Annotated in this window: 15 protein-coding genes; all 15 read left to right on the top strand. The window is 70.0% G+C overall.

Annotation, left to right across the window (positions count from 1 at the left end):
* The first annotated feature begins 8 nt into the window (after positions 1-8).
* The 15 genes from E1956_RS30135 (at position 9) to E1956_RS30065 (ending at position 17,196) form a co-directional block, all read left to right on the top strand.
* Positions 9-527 carry a phage tail protein gene (locus tag E1956_RS30135; RefSeq protein ID WP_134756096.1) on the top strand — a complete coding sequence of 173 codons (519 nt, stop codon included), beginning with the start codon at positions 9-11 and terminating at the stop codon, positions 525-527.
* 8 nt (positions 528-535) lie between these two features.
* Complete coding sequence (locus tag E1956_RS30130; RefSeq protein WP_134756094.1) at positions 536-1,357, top strand: T4 family baseplate hub assembly chaperone; 822 nt, start codon at positions 536-538, stop codon at positions 1,355-1,357.
* Entirely contained in the window at positions 1,354-2,067 is a 714-nt protein-coding gene (locus tag E1956_RS30125) for a hypothetical protein (RefSeq protein ID WP_134756092.1), read from the top strand. The genes E1956_RS30130 and E1956_RS30125 overlap by 4 nt, the downstream gene beginning before the upstream one ends.
* Entirely contained in the window at positions 2,064-3,359 is a 1,296-nt protein-coding gene (locus E1956_RS30120) for a Pvc16 family protein (RefSeq protein WP_134756090.1), read from the top strand. The genes E1956_RS30125 and E1956_RS30120 overlap by 4 nt, the downstream gene beginning before the upstream one ends.
* Positions 3,356-5,599: an ATP-binding protein gene (locus E1956_RS30115; protein ID WP_197732964.1), complete on the top strand. Its 2,244-nt coding sequence runs from the start codon at positions 3,356-3,358 to the stop codon at positions 5,597-5,599. Before E1956_RS30120 ends, E1956_RS30115 begins: the two co-directional genes overlap by 4 nt.
* Positions 5,596-5,970, top strand: a complete 375-nt coding sequence (locus tag E1956_RS30110; RefSeq protein WP_134756088.1) for a hypothetical protein — start codon at positions 5,596-5,598, stop codon at positions 5,968-5,970. The genes E1956_RS30115 and E1956_RS30110 overlap by 4 nt, the downstream gene beginning before the upstream one ends.
* A complete protein-coding gene (locus E1956_RS30105) occupies positions 5,967-6,602 on the top strand; it encodes a hypothetical protein (RefSeq protein WP_134756086.1) in 636 nt (211 codons plus the stop codon). The genes E1956_RS30110 and E1956_RS30105 overlap by 4 nt, the downstream gene beginning before the upstream one ends.
* Positions 6,599-7,006, top strand: a complete 408-nt coding sequence (locus tag E1956_RS46715; RefSeq protein WP_197732963.1) for a LysM peptidoglycan-binding domain-containing protein — start codon at positions 6,599-6,601, stop codon at positions 7,004-7,006. Before E1956_RS30105 ends, E1956_RS46715 begins: the two co-directional genes overlap by 4 nt.
* Before the next feature lie 76 nt (positions 7,007-7,082).
* Positions 7,083-8,210: a hypothetical protein gene (locus E1956_RS30095; protein WP_134756084.1), complete on the top strand. Its 1,128-nt coding sequence runs from the start codon at positions 7,083-7,085 to the stop codon at positions 8,208-8,210.
* Complete coding sequence (locus tag E1956_RS30090; RefSeq protein ID WP_232072096.1) at positions 8,207-8,779, top strand: phage baseplate assembly protein V; 573 nt, start codon at positions 8,207-8,209, stop codon at positions 8,777-8,779. Before E1956_RS30095 ends, E1956_RS30090 begins: the two co-directional genes overlap by 4 nt.
* Positions 8,780-8,821: 42 nt before the next feature.
* Positions 8,822-9,151 (top strand): hypothetical protein, encoded by a 330-nt coding sequence (locus E1956_RS30085; RefSeq protein ID WP_134756082.1) that lies wholly within the window; start codon positions 8,822-8,824, stop codon positions 9,149-9,151.
* Positions 9,148-9,564, top strand: coding sequence for a GPW/gp25 family protein (locus tag E1956_RS30080; protein ID WP_134756080.1), 417 nt, complete (start codon positions 9,148-9,150; stop codon positions 9,562-9,564). The genes E1956_RS30085 and E1956_RS30080 overlap by 4 nt, the downstream gene beginning before the upstream one ends.
* On the top strand, positions 9,561-12,110 hold the full coding sequence (locus E1956_RS30075) for a baseplate J/gp47 family protein (RefSeq protein ID WP_134756078.1): 2,550 nt from the start codon (positions 9,561-9,563) through the stop codon (positions 12,108-12,110). The genes E1956_RS30080 and E1956_RS30075 overlap by 4 nt, the downstream gene beginning before the upstream one ends.
* The gene (locus E1956_RS30070; protein ID WP_134756076.1) at positions 12,107-15,034 is read left to right on the top strand and encodes a putative baseplate assembly protein; all 2,928 of its coding nucleotides are present in this window, start codon (positions 12,107-12,109) and stop codon (positions 15,032-15,034) included. Before E1956_RS30075 ends, E1956_RS30070 begins: the two co-directional genes overlap by 4 nt.
* Positions 15,031-17,196, top strand: a complete 2,166-nt coding sequence (locus tag E1956_RS30065; RefSeq protein ID WP_134756074.1) for a hypothetical protein — start codon at positions 15,031-15,033, stop codon at positions 17,194-17,196. The genes E1956_RS30070 and E1956_RS30065 overlap by 4 nt, the downstream gene beginning before the upstream one ends.
* The last annotated feature ends 20 nt before the right edge of the window (positions 17,197-17,216 follow it).

Here is a 17,216-nt window from a genome sequence, read left to right as displayed (position 1 = left end):
GCACGAACATGGCGCAATTCAGTGTCAATCCGAAACGCTTCGATCCGTACAAGAACTTCAAATTCAAGGTGAAGTGGGACGGCCACTACGTCGCGGGCGTGAGCAAGGTGAGCATGCTCAAGCGCACGACCGAGGTCGTCAAGCATCGCGAAGGCGGCGACCCGAGCACGACGCGCAAGTCGCCGGGCCGCACCGAGTTCGACGCGGTCACGATCGAGCGCGGCGTCACGCAGGACCTCGACTTCGAAGCGTGGGTCAACAAGGTCTGGAATCTGGGCGCGGGGCTCGGCGCGGAGGTGTCGCTCGCCGACTTTCGCAAGGACATCATCATCGAGCTCTACAACGAGGCGGGGCAGAAGGTGATCGCCTACAAGGTGTTCCGCTGCTGGGTTTCGGAGTACCAGGCACAGCCCGATCTCGATGCGAACGCGAACGCCGTGGCAATCCAGCATATCAAGCTCGAAAACGAGGGGTGGGAGCGCGACACCTCGGTGACCGAGCCGGCCGAGCCCACCCTCAACCCGTAGGACGTGCGATGCGCAGCCTGCCGGATAGCCAGACGCTGCTTGCCCTGTGGGAGCGAGGGGAGCGCGAGCATCCGATCGATCGCGCGCTGTCGATCCTCGAGGCGTTCACGGGCGAACCGCGCGATGCGCTTGCGTGGCTCGCGCTGCGGCGGCGCGACGAGTTGCTGATCGCGAGCCGTGTCGCCGCGTTCGGGCCGCTCGTCGAGGGCGTGGCCGTGTGCGGGGCGTGCGCGTGCAAGCTCGACACGAGCCTCGATTTGTCGGCGCGTGCGAGCGCGAGCCCCGCGGATGGCGAAGTCGATCGGGGGACGGTGGAAGTCGCGGGACGCACGATCGCCTTTCGCTTGCCCGATAGCCACGACCTCGCGTCGATTGCCTATTGCGCCGAGCCGCGTGCGGCCGCGCGCACGCTGATCGCGCGCTGTATCGAGGACAGCGGCGCACGGGCGGTCGATGCGGCGCTTGACGGCTCCGTGACCGGTGACGTCAGCGACGATGTCAGCGATGCCGTGGCCGACGACGTCAGCGATGCCGTGTCCGACCACGATAGCAACGATGTTAGCGATGCCGTGACCGACGCCGTTGGCGACGCGATCGAGCGGCTGAGCGACGCGTCGTCGATCGAGCTCGCGATGACGTGCCCGGACTGCGGCCACGCACTGCGCTTCGCGGTCGATATCGGCGAGTTCCTGTGGGACGAATTGAGCGCGCGCGCCCAGCACCTGATCGACGACGTCGATGCGCTCGCGAGCGCGTACGGCTGGTCCGAGGCGGCGATTCTCGCGCTTCCCGATGCACGGCGCAGGCGCTACTTGGAGCGGATACGGTGAGCCGCTATCTCGAACGGATTGCAGCGCTCGCGACGGGGCAGGGGCCGCGTCTGCGTCCCCGGCCGCGCTACCGCTACGGCGACGCGCCTGCGTGGGCGCCGACCTGGCTGCCCGATGCGCCCGCACTGATCACGCACGAGACGAGCCGCGAGGACGCAGTGGCTGGCGCGCGCGAGCAGCACAGCACGCAACTCGCCGGCCCAAAGCGCGAGCCGAGCGCGCACGAACGGCAACGGGCGCACACGCTCGATGCCTCGGCCACGGAAGCGCAGCACGCGCTACGCGGCGACGCGTTCACAGTGGAGGCCGCGCCGCGTCTCTTGCCGTTGCGTACCTCGACGCACGGTAACGGCGATATCGAACGCGACACACCGTTCACAGCCGATCGCGCGCAGATGGACGGCGCGCACCCTGCGGAGGCCCCATCGCACCGCGCGTGGTCGCCCGATGAATCACCGCTTGCCGGCATCGAGCACACGCATCTCGACGGCGCGCCACGCGAGTCACGCGGCCGCGAAGCGGCGCGCCGCGATGCGCGCTCGAACGAGCCCCCCACCGTGACGGTGCACATCGGCCATATCGACGTGCGCGCGGTCGCGTCCCCGGCCGCTGCGCCCGCGCCGGGCGCGATCACACGCGAGCGCGCCGAAGGGCCGCGCCGTCCCTCGCTTGACGCCTACCTGCGCGCGCGCGACCGGGAGCGGCAATGAGCACGGCGCTCGCTATCGCCGCGACGTCCCGCGTCATTGCAGCAGTGATCGACGACGCGGTCGCAGCGGCGCGGCTCACGCTCTCGACGCTGCTGGGCGGCGCGACCACCTCATCCGCGCCGCCCGATCATCTCGTCACCAGCGCCGATGGCGAAGTGACCAACCTGAACCTGTTCCTGTACCACGTCACCTATAACCCGGGCTGGCGCGAAGTGGGCCTGCCCACGCGCGGGAGCGACGGCTCGGTGATCGGCCGCGCGCCGCTCGCGATCGACCTGCACTACCTGCTGACGGCCTATAGCGCCGGCGACTACGAGGCGCAGATCATGCTCGGCATCGGCATGCAGGCGCTCAGCGAAGTGCCGGTGCTCTTTCGCGACAAGATCGCCAAGGTGTTCCAGGCGCCGGCTACGCCCATGGACAAGGCGCTCGCGAGCGCGGACCTCGCCAACCAGGTCGAGATGGTCAAGATCGTCCCGCAGCAGATCGGCACCGACGAGCTTTCGAAGCTGTGGACCGCGTTCCAGAGCAAGTTCCGCGTGTCGGCGGCCTATGCGGTCTCCGTGCTGCTGATCGAAACGACCAAGCCCGTGATCGCGCCGCTGCCGGTGCTGAGCCGCAATCTCGTGGTGAAGCCGTTCGTCGAGCCGGTCATCGATGCGATCGCCCCGCAGGTCGTGCCGTATGCGCCAAACGCAACGCTCATCATTTCCGGCTCCAATCTCACCGGGAGCAGCACCGTCGTCGTGTTCGGCGGCGCCGCGGATGCGCCGCAGACGCCCACCGTGATCGGCACCGGCGCGGCGGTGAGCGTGACGCTGCCGCCGCTCAACGCGGGCCTGAACACGCTCACGGTCGTGCGCCAGGTCCAGTTCGACGCGACGCCGGCCGTCACGTTCGCCCAGTCGAATGTGGCGACCTTCATGCTGCAGCCGCGCGTGCGCCGCTCGGCCACGCCGCCCAACAACTATCTGATCTCGCTTGGCGCGCCCGACAACTCGGTCACGCCGCCCATCGTGCCGGTGACCGTGACGCTCGATCCGGCGCTCGCGGCCACGCAGAAGGTTTCGCTGCTGCTCAACCCACTCAACCCGCCGGCCGGCACCGCGCCGCAGAGCTACATGTTCGACGCTGCGGCAAACGGCATTGCCTTGCCCGATTCGGTGACGATCAACACGCAGGGCGTGCCGAGCGGCCTCTATCTGGCGCGTGTGCGCGTGGATGGCGTCGACAGCCCGCTCGACGTCGATCCGAATACGCATGCCTTCGTGACCCCACAGGTGCAATTTTGAAGCTCGACGACGCCATGTCCGCGTGGCTCGAAGCCAACCAGTGCGCGCTCGCGGCGGAGATCGCGCGCGTGCGTGCGCTGCTGGAGCGGCATGCTCATGCGGCGGCGGGCACGGGCGTGGAGCGGGTTGCGGTGGGCGAGGGCGCATCGGCGCAAGGCGCGCGGCCGGAACAGGCCGAAGCGCCGGATCTGGCCGCACAAGCCGCACAAGCCGCACAAGCCGATCAAGCCGATCAAGCCGACGCACCGTTCACCGCCTGCAACAGCGCGCTCGACATCGCGTGCTTGCGCCTCGGCCTCTCGACGTTCGAGCGCCGCATCGTCGTGATGTGCGCGGGCATCGAACTCGCGCCCGGCTTCGGTGCGCTGTGCGCGTTCGCCCAAGGCGACCCGGCGCGCGATTACCCGAACTTCGGCCTCGCGCTCGCCGCGTTCGACGACGCCCACTGGAGCGCGCTCGCCCCATCGGGCCCGTTGCGCCGCTGGGGGCTCGTGGAGATCCGGCGCGGCGGCCCGCTCACGCTCGCGCCGCTGCGCATCGACGAAGCCTTCCTGCACGAGTTGACCGGCGTGAGCGAGCTGGACACACGCATCGACGGCTGCGTGACCCCCATCGATCCGCCTGCCTCGCTCGTGGCCACGCACGCCGCCGTCGCGCGCGAGATCGCCGAGGTGCTCGCGCCGGATCTCGCGCGCGCGACGCAGCCGCTCGTGCTCCTCACCGGCGACGACCGCGGCGGGCAGCAGCAGGTGGCCGCGTGCGCATTCGCTCAGCTCGGGCTGCTCACGTTCGCATTCGATGCTGCCGTGCTGGGCGCGCCGGTCGACGAGCTCGAAGCCCGCGCGCGCGGCTGGGAGCGCGAGGCGCGCCTGCGCGGCGCCGCGCTTTTCGTCGACGCGCATGAACTACCCGACGCCGCAGCGCGCCTGGCCCTCGGTCACTTTCTCGAACGCTTCGCGACGCCGGTCGCGGTGGGCGCGCGGCACCCGGCGCGTTACGGCCGGCGCGCGCTGCACGTCTTCGACGTCGAGCGCCCGCTGCGCGCCGAGCAGCGCGAGCTGTGGCGCGCCGCGCTGGGCGGCGGGCTCGCCCCGCGCGAGCGCAACAACGATGGCACGAGCGATGGCGTGAACGGTGGCACGAGGGATGGCACGAGCGATGGCGTGAACGGTGGCATGAGGAATGGCACGAGCGATGGCGTGACCGGCGCTATGAGGGGTGGCACGAGCAATGACATGAGCGGCAGCACGAGCAGCGGCGCGAGCAGCGGCATGCACGACGGGCTCGATGCAGCAATCGAGCCCGTGGCCGCGCAATTCGATTTCGATGCCGCGACGATCGAGACGATCGCGCGGCGCGCGCACGCCGAGACGGGCGCGCCCATCGGCACACGGCTCTGGCGCGCCGCGCGCGCGGGCGGGCGCAACGAGCTGGCCGTGCTCGCGCAGCGGCTCGCGCGGCGCACCGCGTGGTCCGAGCTGGTGCTGCCCGCCGACCAGCTCGACACGCTGCGCGACGTGCTCGCGCACGCGCGCCATCGCGGCCTCGTGCACGACGACTGGGGCATCGCGCGCGGCGAAGAGCGCGGGCTCGGGCTCGCGGCGCTGTTCCACGGGCCGAGCGGCACGGGCAAGACCCTGGCGGCCGAGGCGCTGGGCACGGCGCTCGACCTCGACGTGTTCCGCGTGGACCTGAGCCAGCTCGTCAGCAAGTACATCGGCGAGACCGAGAAGAACCTGTGCCGCGTGTTCGATGCCGCGCAGGCGAGCGGCGCGATCCTGCTGTTCGACGAATGCGACGCGATCTTCGGGCGGCGCGGCGAAGTGGAGCGCGGCCAGGACCGCTACGCGAATCTCGAGGTGAGCTACCTGCTGCAACGCATGGAGTCGTATCGCGGCATCTCGATCCTCACCACGAACCTGCGCAACGCGATCGATCCGGCGTTCATGCGGCGGCTGCGCTTCGTGGTGAGCTTCCCGTTCCCCGACTACGCGCAGCGCATGGAGATCTGGCAGCGCCTGTTCGCGAACGGCGTGCCCGTGCAGGACATCGACTTTGCGCAGCTCGCGCGGCTGAACGTGGCGGGCGGCAGCATCCGCAATATCGTCATCTACGCGGCCTTTCTGGCTGCCGATGCGGGCTCCGCCGTGTCGATGCGGCATCTGCGGCGCGCCGCGCTGGCCGAGTGCGCGAAGCTCGAGCGCCGGCCCAGCGAGGTCGAGATCGGAGGCTGGGCATGAAGCCGGCACGCATCGTCGTGACGATCGACACGCTCACGCTCGAAGGCTTCGACGCGCGCGAGCGGCGCACGATCGCCGACGCGCTGGCGCAGGCGTTGACGCAGCGCTTCGCCGACGATGCCGCGCGCGGCTATCGCAGCGCGTCGCTCGACGCGTGGCAGGCGCTCGACGTGCAGCGCAGCGCGCACAGCACGCCGGCGTCGCTCGGCGCGATGCTCGCCGAGCGCGTGTGGCGCGGCGTGACCGGCACGCAGCAAACGCAGCGGCGTTCGCAGCCGCATTTGCAACCGCAAGCGCAAACGCGAACGCAGCCGCAGCCGCAACGGCAAACGCCGGCCGCCGCACCGCATCCCACCCCGGGGAGACGATGATGCTCAAAGCCGGCATCGTGCTCGTCGATCCCGCGAACGCCGCCGTGCTGCGCGTGATCGCGCTGCAGTACAACCCCGAGACGCTCTCGCGCACGCTGCAGGTGCAGGGCGTGGGCAACGACAGCGGCCCGCACGTCGACCAGCTGCGCCTGAAAGGCGTGGCGATCGAGACGTTCAAGTTCGACGCCGAGATCGACGCCACGGATGCGCTCGCCGACCCCGGCAACAATGCGGTCACGGTGAACAACGGCATCGCGCCGCAGCTTGCCGCGCTGGAGACGATGATCTACCCGAGCACCGCGCAGCTCGCCGCCGCGGACGCGAACGCGCGCCAGGGCGTGCTCGAGATCGCGCCCATGGACGCGCCGCTCGCGCTGTTCGTCTGGAGCAGTAACCGCGTCGTGCCGGTGCGCGTCACCGACTTCAGCATCACCGAGGAGATGTTCGACAGCGCGCTCAATCCGATACGCGCGAAGGTCTCGCTCGGCCTGCGCGTGCTGAGCATCGACGACCTGCCGTACGCGTCGAGCGGCGGCAGCATCTATCTCGCGTACCAGCAGCAAAAGGAACGTCTCGCGCAGCTCGCAGCAGGCGGGACGCTGGCCAATCTCGGCATCACGGGGATCCCATGAGCGACATGCTGACCGCGCTGCTCGCGGCGGGCGCGCTGCCCACGAGCAGCTACGACACGTCGAGCCGCTACTACTGCCTGCCGGTGCTCGAAATGACCACCGCGGGCGGCGCCGTGATCCGCTACGTGAAGCGGCGCATCATCCCGGCGGCGGCAAGCTTTCCCACGCTCACGACGTACCAGGTGCAGCAGGGCGACCGCATCGACGTGATTGCCGCGCGCTTTCTGGGCGATCCGCTCCTGTACTGGCGCATCGCCGATGCGAACCTCGCGGTGCATCCCGCCGACGCGCTGGCGCCCGCCGCGCCGCCGGTGCCGCCCGGCCCGGGCTTGCCCGCGCCGCCGGCCGGCATCGTGACGGTCAAGATTCCGCTGCCCGCGACCGTACCGGGGGCGCTGACATGAGCGCCCCCACGCTCCCTCGGGTCGCTGCCCGCCAAGGGGGCATCAACATGCTTGGGACGGCCCGGCGAGTCCTGCCATGACCAACGCCATCGAACTCTCGCTATGGATCGGGCCGGTCGTCCCGATCAAGGCAACGCAAACGATGATCGACGCGCTGCAGTCGGTGAAGGTCACGGCGCGCGCGGTCGGCACGAGCGGCTTCGAGCTGAACTTCCTCGTGGACGTGGACTCGCCGTTGCAGACGATCTTTCTGCTCGCGGGCGGCGCGATTCCGCCCGTGATGCGCGTGGTCGTGGCCGTGACGGTGAACGGCTCGATGAACGTGCTGATCGACGGCGTGATGACCGACCACCACATCGGCACCGACGTGCAGAACGGCAGGACCACGCTCACGGTGATCGGCGAGGACCTCACGCGCGTGATGGATCTGTTCGACACGAGCGGGCTGCCGCTGCCGGCCATGCCGCCCGAGGCGCAGGTCGCGCTGCTGCTCGTGAAGTACCTGGTGCTGGGCGTGACGCCGATGGTGATCCCGAGCGTGCTGATCGACGTGCCGCTGCCGATCGACCGCATCCCGCGCCAGAAGGGCACGGACCTCAAGCACATCCGGCGCCTCGCCGACCAGGTCGGCTACGTGTTCTATCAGGACCCGGGCCCGCAGCCGGGCCAGAGCATCGCGTACTGGGGGCCGCAGATCAAGGTGGGCCCCGTGCAGCCCGCGCTCGCGCTGGACGCCGACGCCTACACGAACGTCGAGCATCTCCAGTTCACGTTCAAGAACACGCGCAAGGCGCTGCCGATCGTGACCATCCAGGAGCCCATCACGAAGACGCCTATCCCGATCGCGGTGGGCGACATCACGCCGCTCAATCCGCCGCTGGGCGCGATCGAGCCGATCCCGACGCGCATCGACATTACCCAGGGCGCGGCGAAGTGGTCCGCGATGCGCGCCGCGCTGATCGCGATGGCGCGCGCCTCGACCAGCGCCGAAGCCGTGAGCGCGAGCGGCACGCTCAACGTGCTGCGCTACGGCCAGGTGCTCAAGCCGCGCTCGCTCGTGGGCCTGCGCGGCGCGGGCCTCGCCTTCGATGGGCTCTACTACGTGAACGGCGTCACGCACCAGATCAAGCGCGGCGAATATAAGCAGGACTTCGAACTGAGCCGCAACGGGCTCGTCTCGACTTTGGGGAGCATCCCGTCATGAGCGACGATCAAGCGTCATCCACGGAAGCGGGCGCCTCGCTCGAGAAAGAAAGCTCGAACGCGTCGCAGCAGTTCTTCGGCAAGTATCGCGCGACGGTCATCAACAACGTCGATCCGATGCAGATCTGCCGCATCCAGGTGATCGTGCCCGACGTGTCCACCTTCGTGCCCACTTCGTGGGCGATGCCGTGCATGCCGGTGGCGGGCATCCAGATGGGCTTTGCGATGGTGCCGCCGATGGGCGCGGGCGTGTGGGTGGAGTTCGAGCAGGGCGACCCGGACTACCCGATCTGGAGCGGCTGCTACTGGGGCGAGGCGGCCGAAGTGCCGGCGCTGCTGCACGCCGCGCCGCCCGAGGTGGCCGCCGTGGTGCTGCAGACGACGCTGCAAAACACGCTGATGATCAGCGACGTGCCGGGCCCGACGGGCGGCATCATGCTCAAGAGCACCACGGGCGCGACGCTGATCGTCAACGACACGGGCATCTATATCCAGAACGGCAAGGGCGCGTCGCTCACGCTGATCGGTCCGACCGTGACCGTCAACGAAGGCGCGCTCACCGTGATCTAGAAACGTATCGGAGTGCGAATTGGCGCAATCAGGGAGACGCATATGGCCGGTCCTCTCTATCACGTCGGCGCCGTGGGCATGTGCCCGCACGGCGGGCAGATCGCGGTGCTGCCGGGCAGCCCGCGCGTGCTCGTGAGCGGCATGCCCGTTGCGACGCTCGCCGACCAGTACCTCATTGCCGGCTGCGCGTTCACGATTCCGCCGCCGCAGCCCTGCCTGCAGGTGACCTGGCTCACGCCTGCCACGCGCGTGCTCGTGAACGGCTCGCCGCCCATCACGCAGGCTTCGACGGGCCTCGCCATCAGCGCGAGCGGCGTGCCGCAGGGTCCGCCGATGATCGTCTCGACCCAGACCCGGGTGGTCGCGCTATGAGCACCCCCGCAACGGGCACGCCCGCGTTCAATGCGCCGCCCAACGTCGGCCCCACCTTGCCGATCGCGGTGCCTTACCGCATCGACGGGCGCGGCCGCACCGCCGAGGCCGACGCGGTGCGGCACCTCAACGACCTGATCCAGGCGGTGCTGTTCACGACGCCCGGCGAGCGCGTGATGCGTCCGACCTTCGGCAGCGGCGTGCTCGGGCTCGTGTTCGACCCCAACGGCCCGGCGCTCGCGGCCATGACCCAGGTGATGGTGATGGGCGCGCTGCAGACCTGGCTGGGCGGGCTCATCGCCGTCTCGGAGGTGGACGTGCAGGGCGACGACGCCACGCTGACGATCCGCATCGCCTACACAGACCGGCAAAGCGGCGCCACCGCAACGGCCGTGTTCGGGAGAAGCGTGTGAGCCTGTCCGCACAGGATGTCCGGCGCGAACTGGTGCGGCGCTCGACGACGGACCCGCACCTTGCGGCCGTCAACGGCATCGACTTCATCCAGATCGATCCGTCCAGCGAGGCGCGCATCGTCGTGCAGTTCATCTTCGACATCAATACCGATGTCGATCCGCCGCTCGCGAGCGCAATTGGCGCGACGCTCTCGAAGAGCCTCGTCTGGATCACGGGCGGCGACCGTATTACCTCGATTGCGGTGGTCTCCGCGCAGCGCGGCGCGATCAACCAGCTCGTCGTGACCGCGAGTGAAGTGGGCGACTTCTCGACCTATACGCTCGCGCTCGGCAGCCCCGCCGCGCCGCTGCCCGCGGCCGAGCCGCCCGATCCGCTCGTGCCGCCGGCCGGCTTCGACCCGGTGCTCTGCAGCGCGAGCTTCACGTTCCATGTCGAGTGCGCGAAGCAGTTCGACTGCAAGACCGCCATGACCTGCGCGCCCGCCGTGGTGACGCCGCCCGACATCGACTATCTGGCGCGCGACTATCCGGCCTTCGTGCAGGTGATGCTCGACCGCATGTCGCTGCTCGCGCCGCGCTGGAGCGAGCGCAACGCGGCGGATCTCGGCGTGGCCGTGGTGGAGACGCTCGCCTATGTGGCCGACCAGCTCAGCTACCGGCACGACGTGATCGACACGGAGGCGTATCTGGGCACGGCGCGGCTGCGCACCTCGGTGCGGCGCCACGTGCGGCTCGTCGACTACCGGCTCGACGACGGCAGCAACGCACGCGCGTGGCTCGCGCTGCAGCTCGGGGGCGACCTGCCGGGCGGCGTGCCGGCGGGCACGCGCTGCTGCACGATGTTCGACGGCGCGCCAACACCGGACTTGCCGCGCGATTCGCAAACGTACAACGCGGCGAATGCGGCGGGCGCGGTGTTTTTCGAGGTGCTGGCCGACCGCTACACGAACGCGGAGCAGCCGCAGCCGGACCCGCGCGCGCTCCTCGCCAACAACAGCACCATGCCGCTCTATGCGTGGAGCGCGCAGACGCTGTGCCTGCCGGTGGGCGCGACCTCGGCGACGCTGGCGGGCACCTACCAGCTCGCGCGCGGCGACATCCTGATTCTCGCCGAGGCGATGGGGCCCAATACCGGCAACGCCGCGGACGCCGACCCAGCGAAGCGCTGCGCGGTGCGCCTCGTGCGCGACGGCGTGAACAGCATCGACCCGCTCACGCTCACGCCGCTCACGCGCATCGTCTGGCACGACGCGGACGCGCTGGCCTTCCCGCTGTGTCTCGCGAGCATCGCGGACGCGGCGCACCAGAGCCAGCAGCTCCCCGAAGTGAGCGTGGCGTACGGCTGCGTCGTGCTCGCCGACCAGGGGCGCACGCTGGGCGACCCGCTCGAAACGATGCCCGAGCCGCTCGCGGCGGTCCCGCCGTATGGCCGCTACCGGCCTGCGCTGGCGCAGCCGGGCGTGACGATCGCGGCGGCCAACCCCTATGTGGGCGACCAGCCGGCCGACGACACGCAGCCGATCCAGAGCGCCGCGCAGGCCGCGATCTGGAGCGCCGCCGACACCGTGCCGGCGGTCACGCTGCAGGGCGCCGGCGTCGCGGGGAACCCGCCCGACTGGTACGCGGTGGGCGATCTGCTCGGCGTGGGGATCGGCGGCGACGCGCCCGCGTTCGAAACGGAGATCGAGAACGACGGCACGACGTATCTGCGTTTCGGCGATGGCGTGAACGGCCTTGCGGTCGAGACCGGCATGACGTTCAGCGCGAACTACCGCGTGGGCAACGGCGCGGCGGGCAACGTCGGCGCCGATTCGATCACGCTGATCGACCGCGCGTTCCCCGGCGGCGGCTACATCGTGAGCGTGACGAATCCGCTGCCCGCGTTCGGCGGCCGCGATCCGGAGACGATCGAGCACGCGCGGCAGAACGCGCCCGTGGCGTTCCGCCAGCAAGAGCGCGCGGTCACCGCGCAGGACTACGTGGACCGCACGATGCAGTTCGCGGGCGTGCTGCGCGCGTCGGCGAGCCTGCGCTGGACCGGCTCCTGGACCACGGTGTTCGTCACGGTCGAGCGCACCGGCGGCGTGGCCGTCGATAGCGCGTTCAAGACGAGCCTCGAAGCGTATCTGGCGGCCTACCGGATGGCGGGCCACGACCTCGAAGTCGAGGACGCCGTGCGCGTGCCGCTGAACATGGCCATGCATGTGTGCGTCGCGCCCGGCTACGTGGCCGCCGATCTCGCGCAACTGCTGCTCGCGATCTTCACGAGCGGCCTGCAACCCGACGGCACGCCGGGGCTCTTCAACGCGCAGCGTTTCCTGATGGGCGAGCCGTTCCACCTGAGCCCGCTCATCACCGCCGCGCAGCAGCTGGCGGGCGTGGCATCGGTCACGGTCACGCGCTTCGAGCGCGCGCAGGCGCCGGATGCCACGGGCCTCGCCACCGGCGTGCTGCAGCCGGGCGCGACCGAACTGTTCGAGCTCGCGAACGATCCCGACTATCCGGATCGCGGCCAGTTCGAATTGAGCGTCGATGGTGGGATATGAACGCGAACTGCGACTGCAATTGCTGCACGGGTGTCGGCGACGAGACGCCGGCCAGCGTGGCCAACCGGCCGGGGCTCCCGGCGCTCACTTACCGCGTGGGCACGTGGGCGCAGTTCCGCGCGAGCATGGTCGACGCGCTCTCGAGCACCGGCCGCCTGGTCACGCTGAAGACACGCAGCGACGACGACTTCACGATCGCGCTCGTCGACGCGTTCGCGGTGGTGTGCGACATCCTCACGTTCTATAGCGAGCGCAGCGCGAACGAACACTACCTGGGCACCGCGACCGATCCGGTTTCCGTGCAGGAGCTGGCGAAGCTGGTGGGCTACCAGCTCGCCCCCGGCGTGGCCGCGAGCGTGCCGCTCGCGCTGACACTGCAGACGCCGCCGCCGGCGGTGCCAGGCGCGGCGCCCTCGGGCCAGCAGGCCGTGCTCACGCCGCCGCGCGTGCAGGTCGCCACCGGCCTGCAGGCGCAGAGCGTGCCCGTCGCCGGCGGGCAGCCCGTCACCTACGAGACGATCGCGCCCATCGAGGCGCGCGCGAGCTGGAACGCGCTGAAGGTGCGCACGCGCAACGCGCTCGCCAGCACGGCGGCGAACGCGGGCGCGGGGCATCTGCGGCTGGCGGGGCTCGTGGGCGCGGTGCAGGCGGGCGACTGGCTGCTCGTGGTCGTGACCGACTCAAGCGGCCAGCAGACGGGCGGCGTGAGCCGCGTCTCGCAGGTGAGCCTCGATACGGCCACGCAAACGACGGTGGTGCAGTTCGACAACGGCGGCCCCGCGCCCGCGCTTGCGCCCGACCCGAGCGCGGCGGCGCCGGCGCTCTCAGGCACGCTCGGCGACGCGGCGCTCTCGACGGCGGTGAAGGGCGTCGTGTGGAGCGACCAGGCGGACCTGGTGGCGCAGGCGCGCAAGCTCCAATGGCCGGTCCAGCAGCTCGAGGACAACATCAACGCGCTAAATGCGGCCACCGATCCCGCGGCCGGCATTCAGGTCTTCCGGCTGGGCGTGCGCGCCGCGCTGTTCGGCAACAATGCGCCGGCCTATGCGTCGCTGCCGAACTTCACGCCCATCGGCGCCACCAGCGGCGGGGCGACCAGCGTGCTGCCGAACTGGGACAAGCCTGCCGCGACGGTCCAGAGCGACCTGGGCCTGTGGAACGGCCCGTCGGGCTGGCTCTCGCTCGATCAGGTGTATCCGGCGCTCGTGGTGGGCGGCTGGGTGGTGCTGCAGGCGCCGGAGCTGAGCGGGCCCGTGGCGGTGCCGATCTCCGCGACGGCGCAGCGCTCGCGCACCGGCTACATGCTGGCCTCGAAAGTCACGCTGATCGAATTGGGCAACGCGATTACGACGGTTGGCAGCAACGCATCGATCGGCAGCAGCGCAGCGTCGACGATCGGCGGGGTCGTGTCGATATTCGGCAGCGCCGTATCGGCGGCAGCGGGCTTCGCGCTGCGCTCGAAGATCAGCCAAGTGCTGCCTTCGCAGATCTCGCAGGTCTCGCCGATCCAACTGGGTCAATCGGGCCAGGCCGCATCGCCGTATGGAAATCTCGCATTGCGCACGGCCATCGTGCTCGGCTCGACTGATAGCTACGACATCGCAGCCGAAGTGGTCACCGATAACCTGTCCGGCTCGACGATCACGCTCGCCTGCGCGCAGCTCGGCCTCCAGGTGGGCCAGCAGATCGCGCTCACGGGCGCGGCGTCGGACCAGTCGGGGCGCATCGTCAGCGAGGTGCGCACGATCGCCTCGCTCGCGCTCGTGGATGGCTACACGCAGATCGGCCTCAACCTTCAACTCACGCATTCGTACGCACCCGCCACGGTCGCGATCAACGCGAACGTTGCGAGCGCAACCGAAGGGGCGACGAAGAGCGAGATACTCGGCAGCGGCAGCGGCGCGGCGACGTGGCAACGCTTCACGCTCAAGCAGCCGCCGCTGACTTATGTGAGCGCGTCCACGCCCTCGGGCACCGCCTCCACGCTCACCGTGCGCGTGAACGGCGCCGCGTGGAGCGAGGTGCCGTGGCTCGTCGAGCAGGGCCCATCCGCGCGGGTGTTCACGACTTTCATCGACGCGTCCGGCAATACCGTGGTCGAGTTTGGCGATGGCGTCGACGGCGGCGCCCGGCTGCCAAGCGGCACGAACAACGTGACGGCAACCTATCGCCAGGGGATCGGCAGCGAGGGCAACGTGGCGGCGGGGCGCATCTCCACGCTGCTTACGCGGCCTGCGGGCCTGCAATCCGTGATCAATCCAGTGGCTGCCACGGGTGGCGGCGATCCCGAAACGCTCGACTCGGCGCGCCTGAATGCGCCCATCCGGGTGCGCGCGCTCGATCGCATCGTGACGCTCGAAGACGTGGGCGACTTCGCGCGCGCGAGCGCTGCCATCGCGAAGGCGCAGGCCGTGTGGGCCTGGGACGGCCGCCGCCAGGTGGCCTGCGTGACGGTGGCAGGCGCGCAGGGCGCGGCGCTCGACCCCGCCTCCACGCCGTTCGCGAACCTGCTGGCGGCGATGCTGGCCGCCTCGGACGGCACCATTCCCATCGCGCTGTGCACCTACGTGCCGCGCGTGTTCACGGTGGGCGCGACGCTGACCGTCGATCCCTCGCTCGACGCCGACGCGGTGGTCGACGCCGCGAAGTGCGCGCTGCGCGCGGCCTTCGGCTTCGACGCGCGCAGCTTCATGCAGCCGGTCTACGCGAGCGAAGTGATCGCGGTGCTGCAAAACGTGCCCGGCGTGATTGCGCTGACGCTCGACGCGCTCGACACCCCAGGCTCCGCTAGCGTGAGCGCGACTTCACCATCGGCGGGCGATGCGCTGATCGCGAAGCCGCCGCAGTTGAGCGGCGGCGCGCTCGCGGGCGCCGAGCTGCTGACGATCGACACCGGACCCTTGCCTGCGGTGGTGCACACATGAATCCGCTCGACGTCGATTCGATCTACGGGCTGCTGCCCGTCACGGTGCGCACCAGCGATGCGGCGGCGGGCTGCACGCTGCGCGCGCTGATCGAGGTGCTCACGCAACAGGCGCAGTACCTCGACGCCGATCTCGAACAGCTCTACGACAACCTGTTCATCCAGACCTGCGCGCCGTGGGTGATCCCGTATATCGGCGAGCTGATCGGCTATCGGGCGCTGCGGCCGATTCCGCCCGCGAACGCGACCGCGCGCGCCGACGTCGCCGACACGATCGGCTACCGGCGGCGCAAGGGCACCGTCGCGGTGCTCGACCAGCTCGGCTTCGACGTGACCGGCTGGCCGAGCGTGGCGGTGGAGTTCTTCCAGCTGCTGGCGGTGTCGCAGTACGTGCGCAATCACGTGCGGCCCGGCAACGCGTGCGTCGACGTGCATGGCTTCCAGAGCGCCGCCGACTTCGACTCGGCATTCGACACGATGACGCGCAGCGCCGACGTGCGCCGCATCGCGAGCGCACGCGGGCGCTACAACATTCCGAACGTCGGGATTTTCGTCTGGCGGCTGCTTGCGTATGGCGGCGCGATGCTGGCCGTGGGCGGGAGTACGACGGGCACGGCCGGGTTCGCTGGCGCCTCGGGTGTGCTCGGTGCGGAGGCGTTCAGCACGGCGCGCGAGGTGGGTCCGAACCGCTACACGTTCGATCCGTTCGGCCGCGACGTCGCGCTCGTGAATCCGCCCCAGCCGCTCGCGCAGAGCTTCACTATCACGCAGCGCGCGAATGTGCCGTATGCGCTGCGCCGCGATGCGCTCTATGTCGACCTGGAGGCGCTGCGCACGACGCCCGGCTATCAGTCGCAGTTCTTCGGTGTGCCACCGGTGCTGGCGGTGCTCGATACGAACGGCACGGCTGTCGACGCCAAGGCGATCTGCTGCTGCGATCTTGCGGAGTGGAGTGCGCCTACTGATCCGGCGATTCGCGTCTCGGTCGATCCGGAGCTGGGGCGGCTGATGTTCAACGGCCCGCCGCCACAACCGGTGCGCGTCGCCTATGCCTATGTGTTCGGTGGCCCTTATGGCGGTGGTCTGTACTACCAGGCACCCGATACCGGCGAGGGCACCGCGCAGGTCGTGAGCGCGTTTGCGTCGGCGGTCGCGGCATCGATGCCGCACGGGGTGTTCGAGATCGGCGACAGCGGCGCATTCGCGGGCGATTTCGAGTTGACGCCGGATGCGACGCCGCTCGTCGTGCGCGCAGGCGTCGACACGCGGCCCGTCGTGCTCGGGCGCATTCTGATCGATGCCGTTGCGGGCGGCAGCGTGACGCTGCGCGGGCTGGGCGCACTCGGTGGGATCGTCGTGCGCGACGCTCCGGGGAGCGGGGCGAGTTCGTCGAGCTCGGCCAGCACGTCGAGTATGTCTAGTGCGTCTAGTGCGTCGAGCGGCGCGCTCGCCGCCACCGACAGCGCGTTCACGCTAAACGTGGAGCACTGCACGCTGTGCGGCCCGCTGGTCTGGTCCTACGACGGCGGCGGCACGCTCACGATTGCGAACGCGCTGTGCGCCGCGCTGCACGTGGACGAGCGCGTGACGATTTCGGTGACGGACAGCGCAGTCGATGGCGGCGCCGATACCGCCCCCGCGATTGCCGGCGCGGACGGCACTAGCCCATGCGGCGAGGTCGATCTTGCCGCGACGACGGTGCTCGGCACGATTGCCGCGCGCGAGACGAGCCTGATCGAGAACAGCATCGTCACGGGCGTGGCGACCTTCGAGCGGACCCAGGGCGGCTGCGTGCGCTACAGCTACGTGCCGCCGGGCTCGCTCACGCCGCAGCGTTTTCGCTGCCAGCCCGATCTCGCGATCGCGGCCGCGCTTGCCGCGGCGAGCGCAGCGGCGCCGCTCGACAGCGCGACCGAGCAGGCGATTACCGCCCAGGAGGCGCTGCGCGTGGAGCCGGTCTTCGTGAGCCGCCAGGCTGGCGCGGGCGGTTATCTGCAGCTCGCGGACAGCGGTCCCGCCGAGCTGGCCCAGGGGGCCGAAAGCGGCGACGAAATGGGGCTCTTCCACGGCATGTACAACGTGCGGCGCGAAGCGAACCTGAGGTTCCGCCTGACCGAGTATCTCCGGATTGGCCTCGAGGCCGGGGTGATCCATGCAAGCTAGGTCAACAGTGACGAGGAGAG

The organism is Paraburkholderia pallida (assembly GCF_004524855.1).
GTDB classification, from domain to species: Bacteria; Pseudomonadota; Gammaproteobacteria; order Burkholderiales; family Burkholderiaceae; genus Paraburkholderia; species Paraburkholderia oxyphila.
Note: the sequence above shows the minus strand (reverse complement) of the source record. Positions and strands in the feature narration are given on the sequence as shown.

Coding starts and splice junctions, on each gene's coding strand:
- E1956_RS30135 (WP_134756096.1), top strand. CDS start 9: ATGGCGCAATTCAGTGTCAATCCGAAACGCTTCGATCCGTACAAGAAC.
- E1956_RS30130 (WP_134756094.1), top strand. CDS start 536: ATGCGCAGCCTGCCGGATAGCCAGACGCTGCTTGCCCTGTGGGAGCGA.
- E1956_RS30120 (WP_134756090.1), top strand. CDS start 2,064: ATGAGCACGGCGCTCGCTATCGCCGCGACGTCCCGCGTCATTGCAGCA.
- E1956_RS30110 (WP_134756088.1), top strand. CDS start 5,596: ATGAAGCCGGCACGCATCGTCGTGACGATCGACACGCTCACGCTCGAA.
- E1956_RS30105 (WP_134756086.1), top strand. CDS start 5,967: ATGATGCTCAAAGCCGGCATCGTGCTCGTCGATCCCGCGAACGCCGCC.
- E1956_RS46715 (WP_197732963.1), top strand. CDS start 6,599: ATGAGCGACATGCTGACCGCGCTGCTCGCGGCGGGCGCGCTGCCCACG.
- E1956_RS30095 (WP_134756084.1), top strand. CDS start 7,083: ATGACCAACGCCATCGAACTCTCGCTATGGATCGGGCCGGTCGTCCCG.
- E1956_RS30090 (WP_232072096.1), top strand. CDS start 8,207: ATGAGCGACGATCAAGCGTCATCCACGGAAGCGGGCGCCTCGCTCGAG.
- E1956_RS30085 (WP_134756082.1), top strand. CDS start 8,822: ATGGCCGGTCCTCTCTATCACGTCGGCGCCGTGGGCATGTGCCCGCAC.
- E1956_RS30080 (WP_134756080.1), top strand. CDS start 9,148: ATGAGCACCCCCGCAACGGGCACGCCCGCGTTCAATGCGCCGCCCAAC.
- E1956_RS30070 (WP_134756076.1), top strand. CDS start 12,107: ATGAACGCGAACTGCGACTGCAATTGCTGCACGGGTGTCGGCGACGAG.
- E1956_RS30065 (WP_134756074.1), top strand. CDS start 15,031: ATGAATCCGCTCGACGTCGATTCGATCTACGGGCTGCTGCCCGTCACG.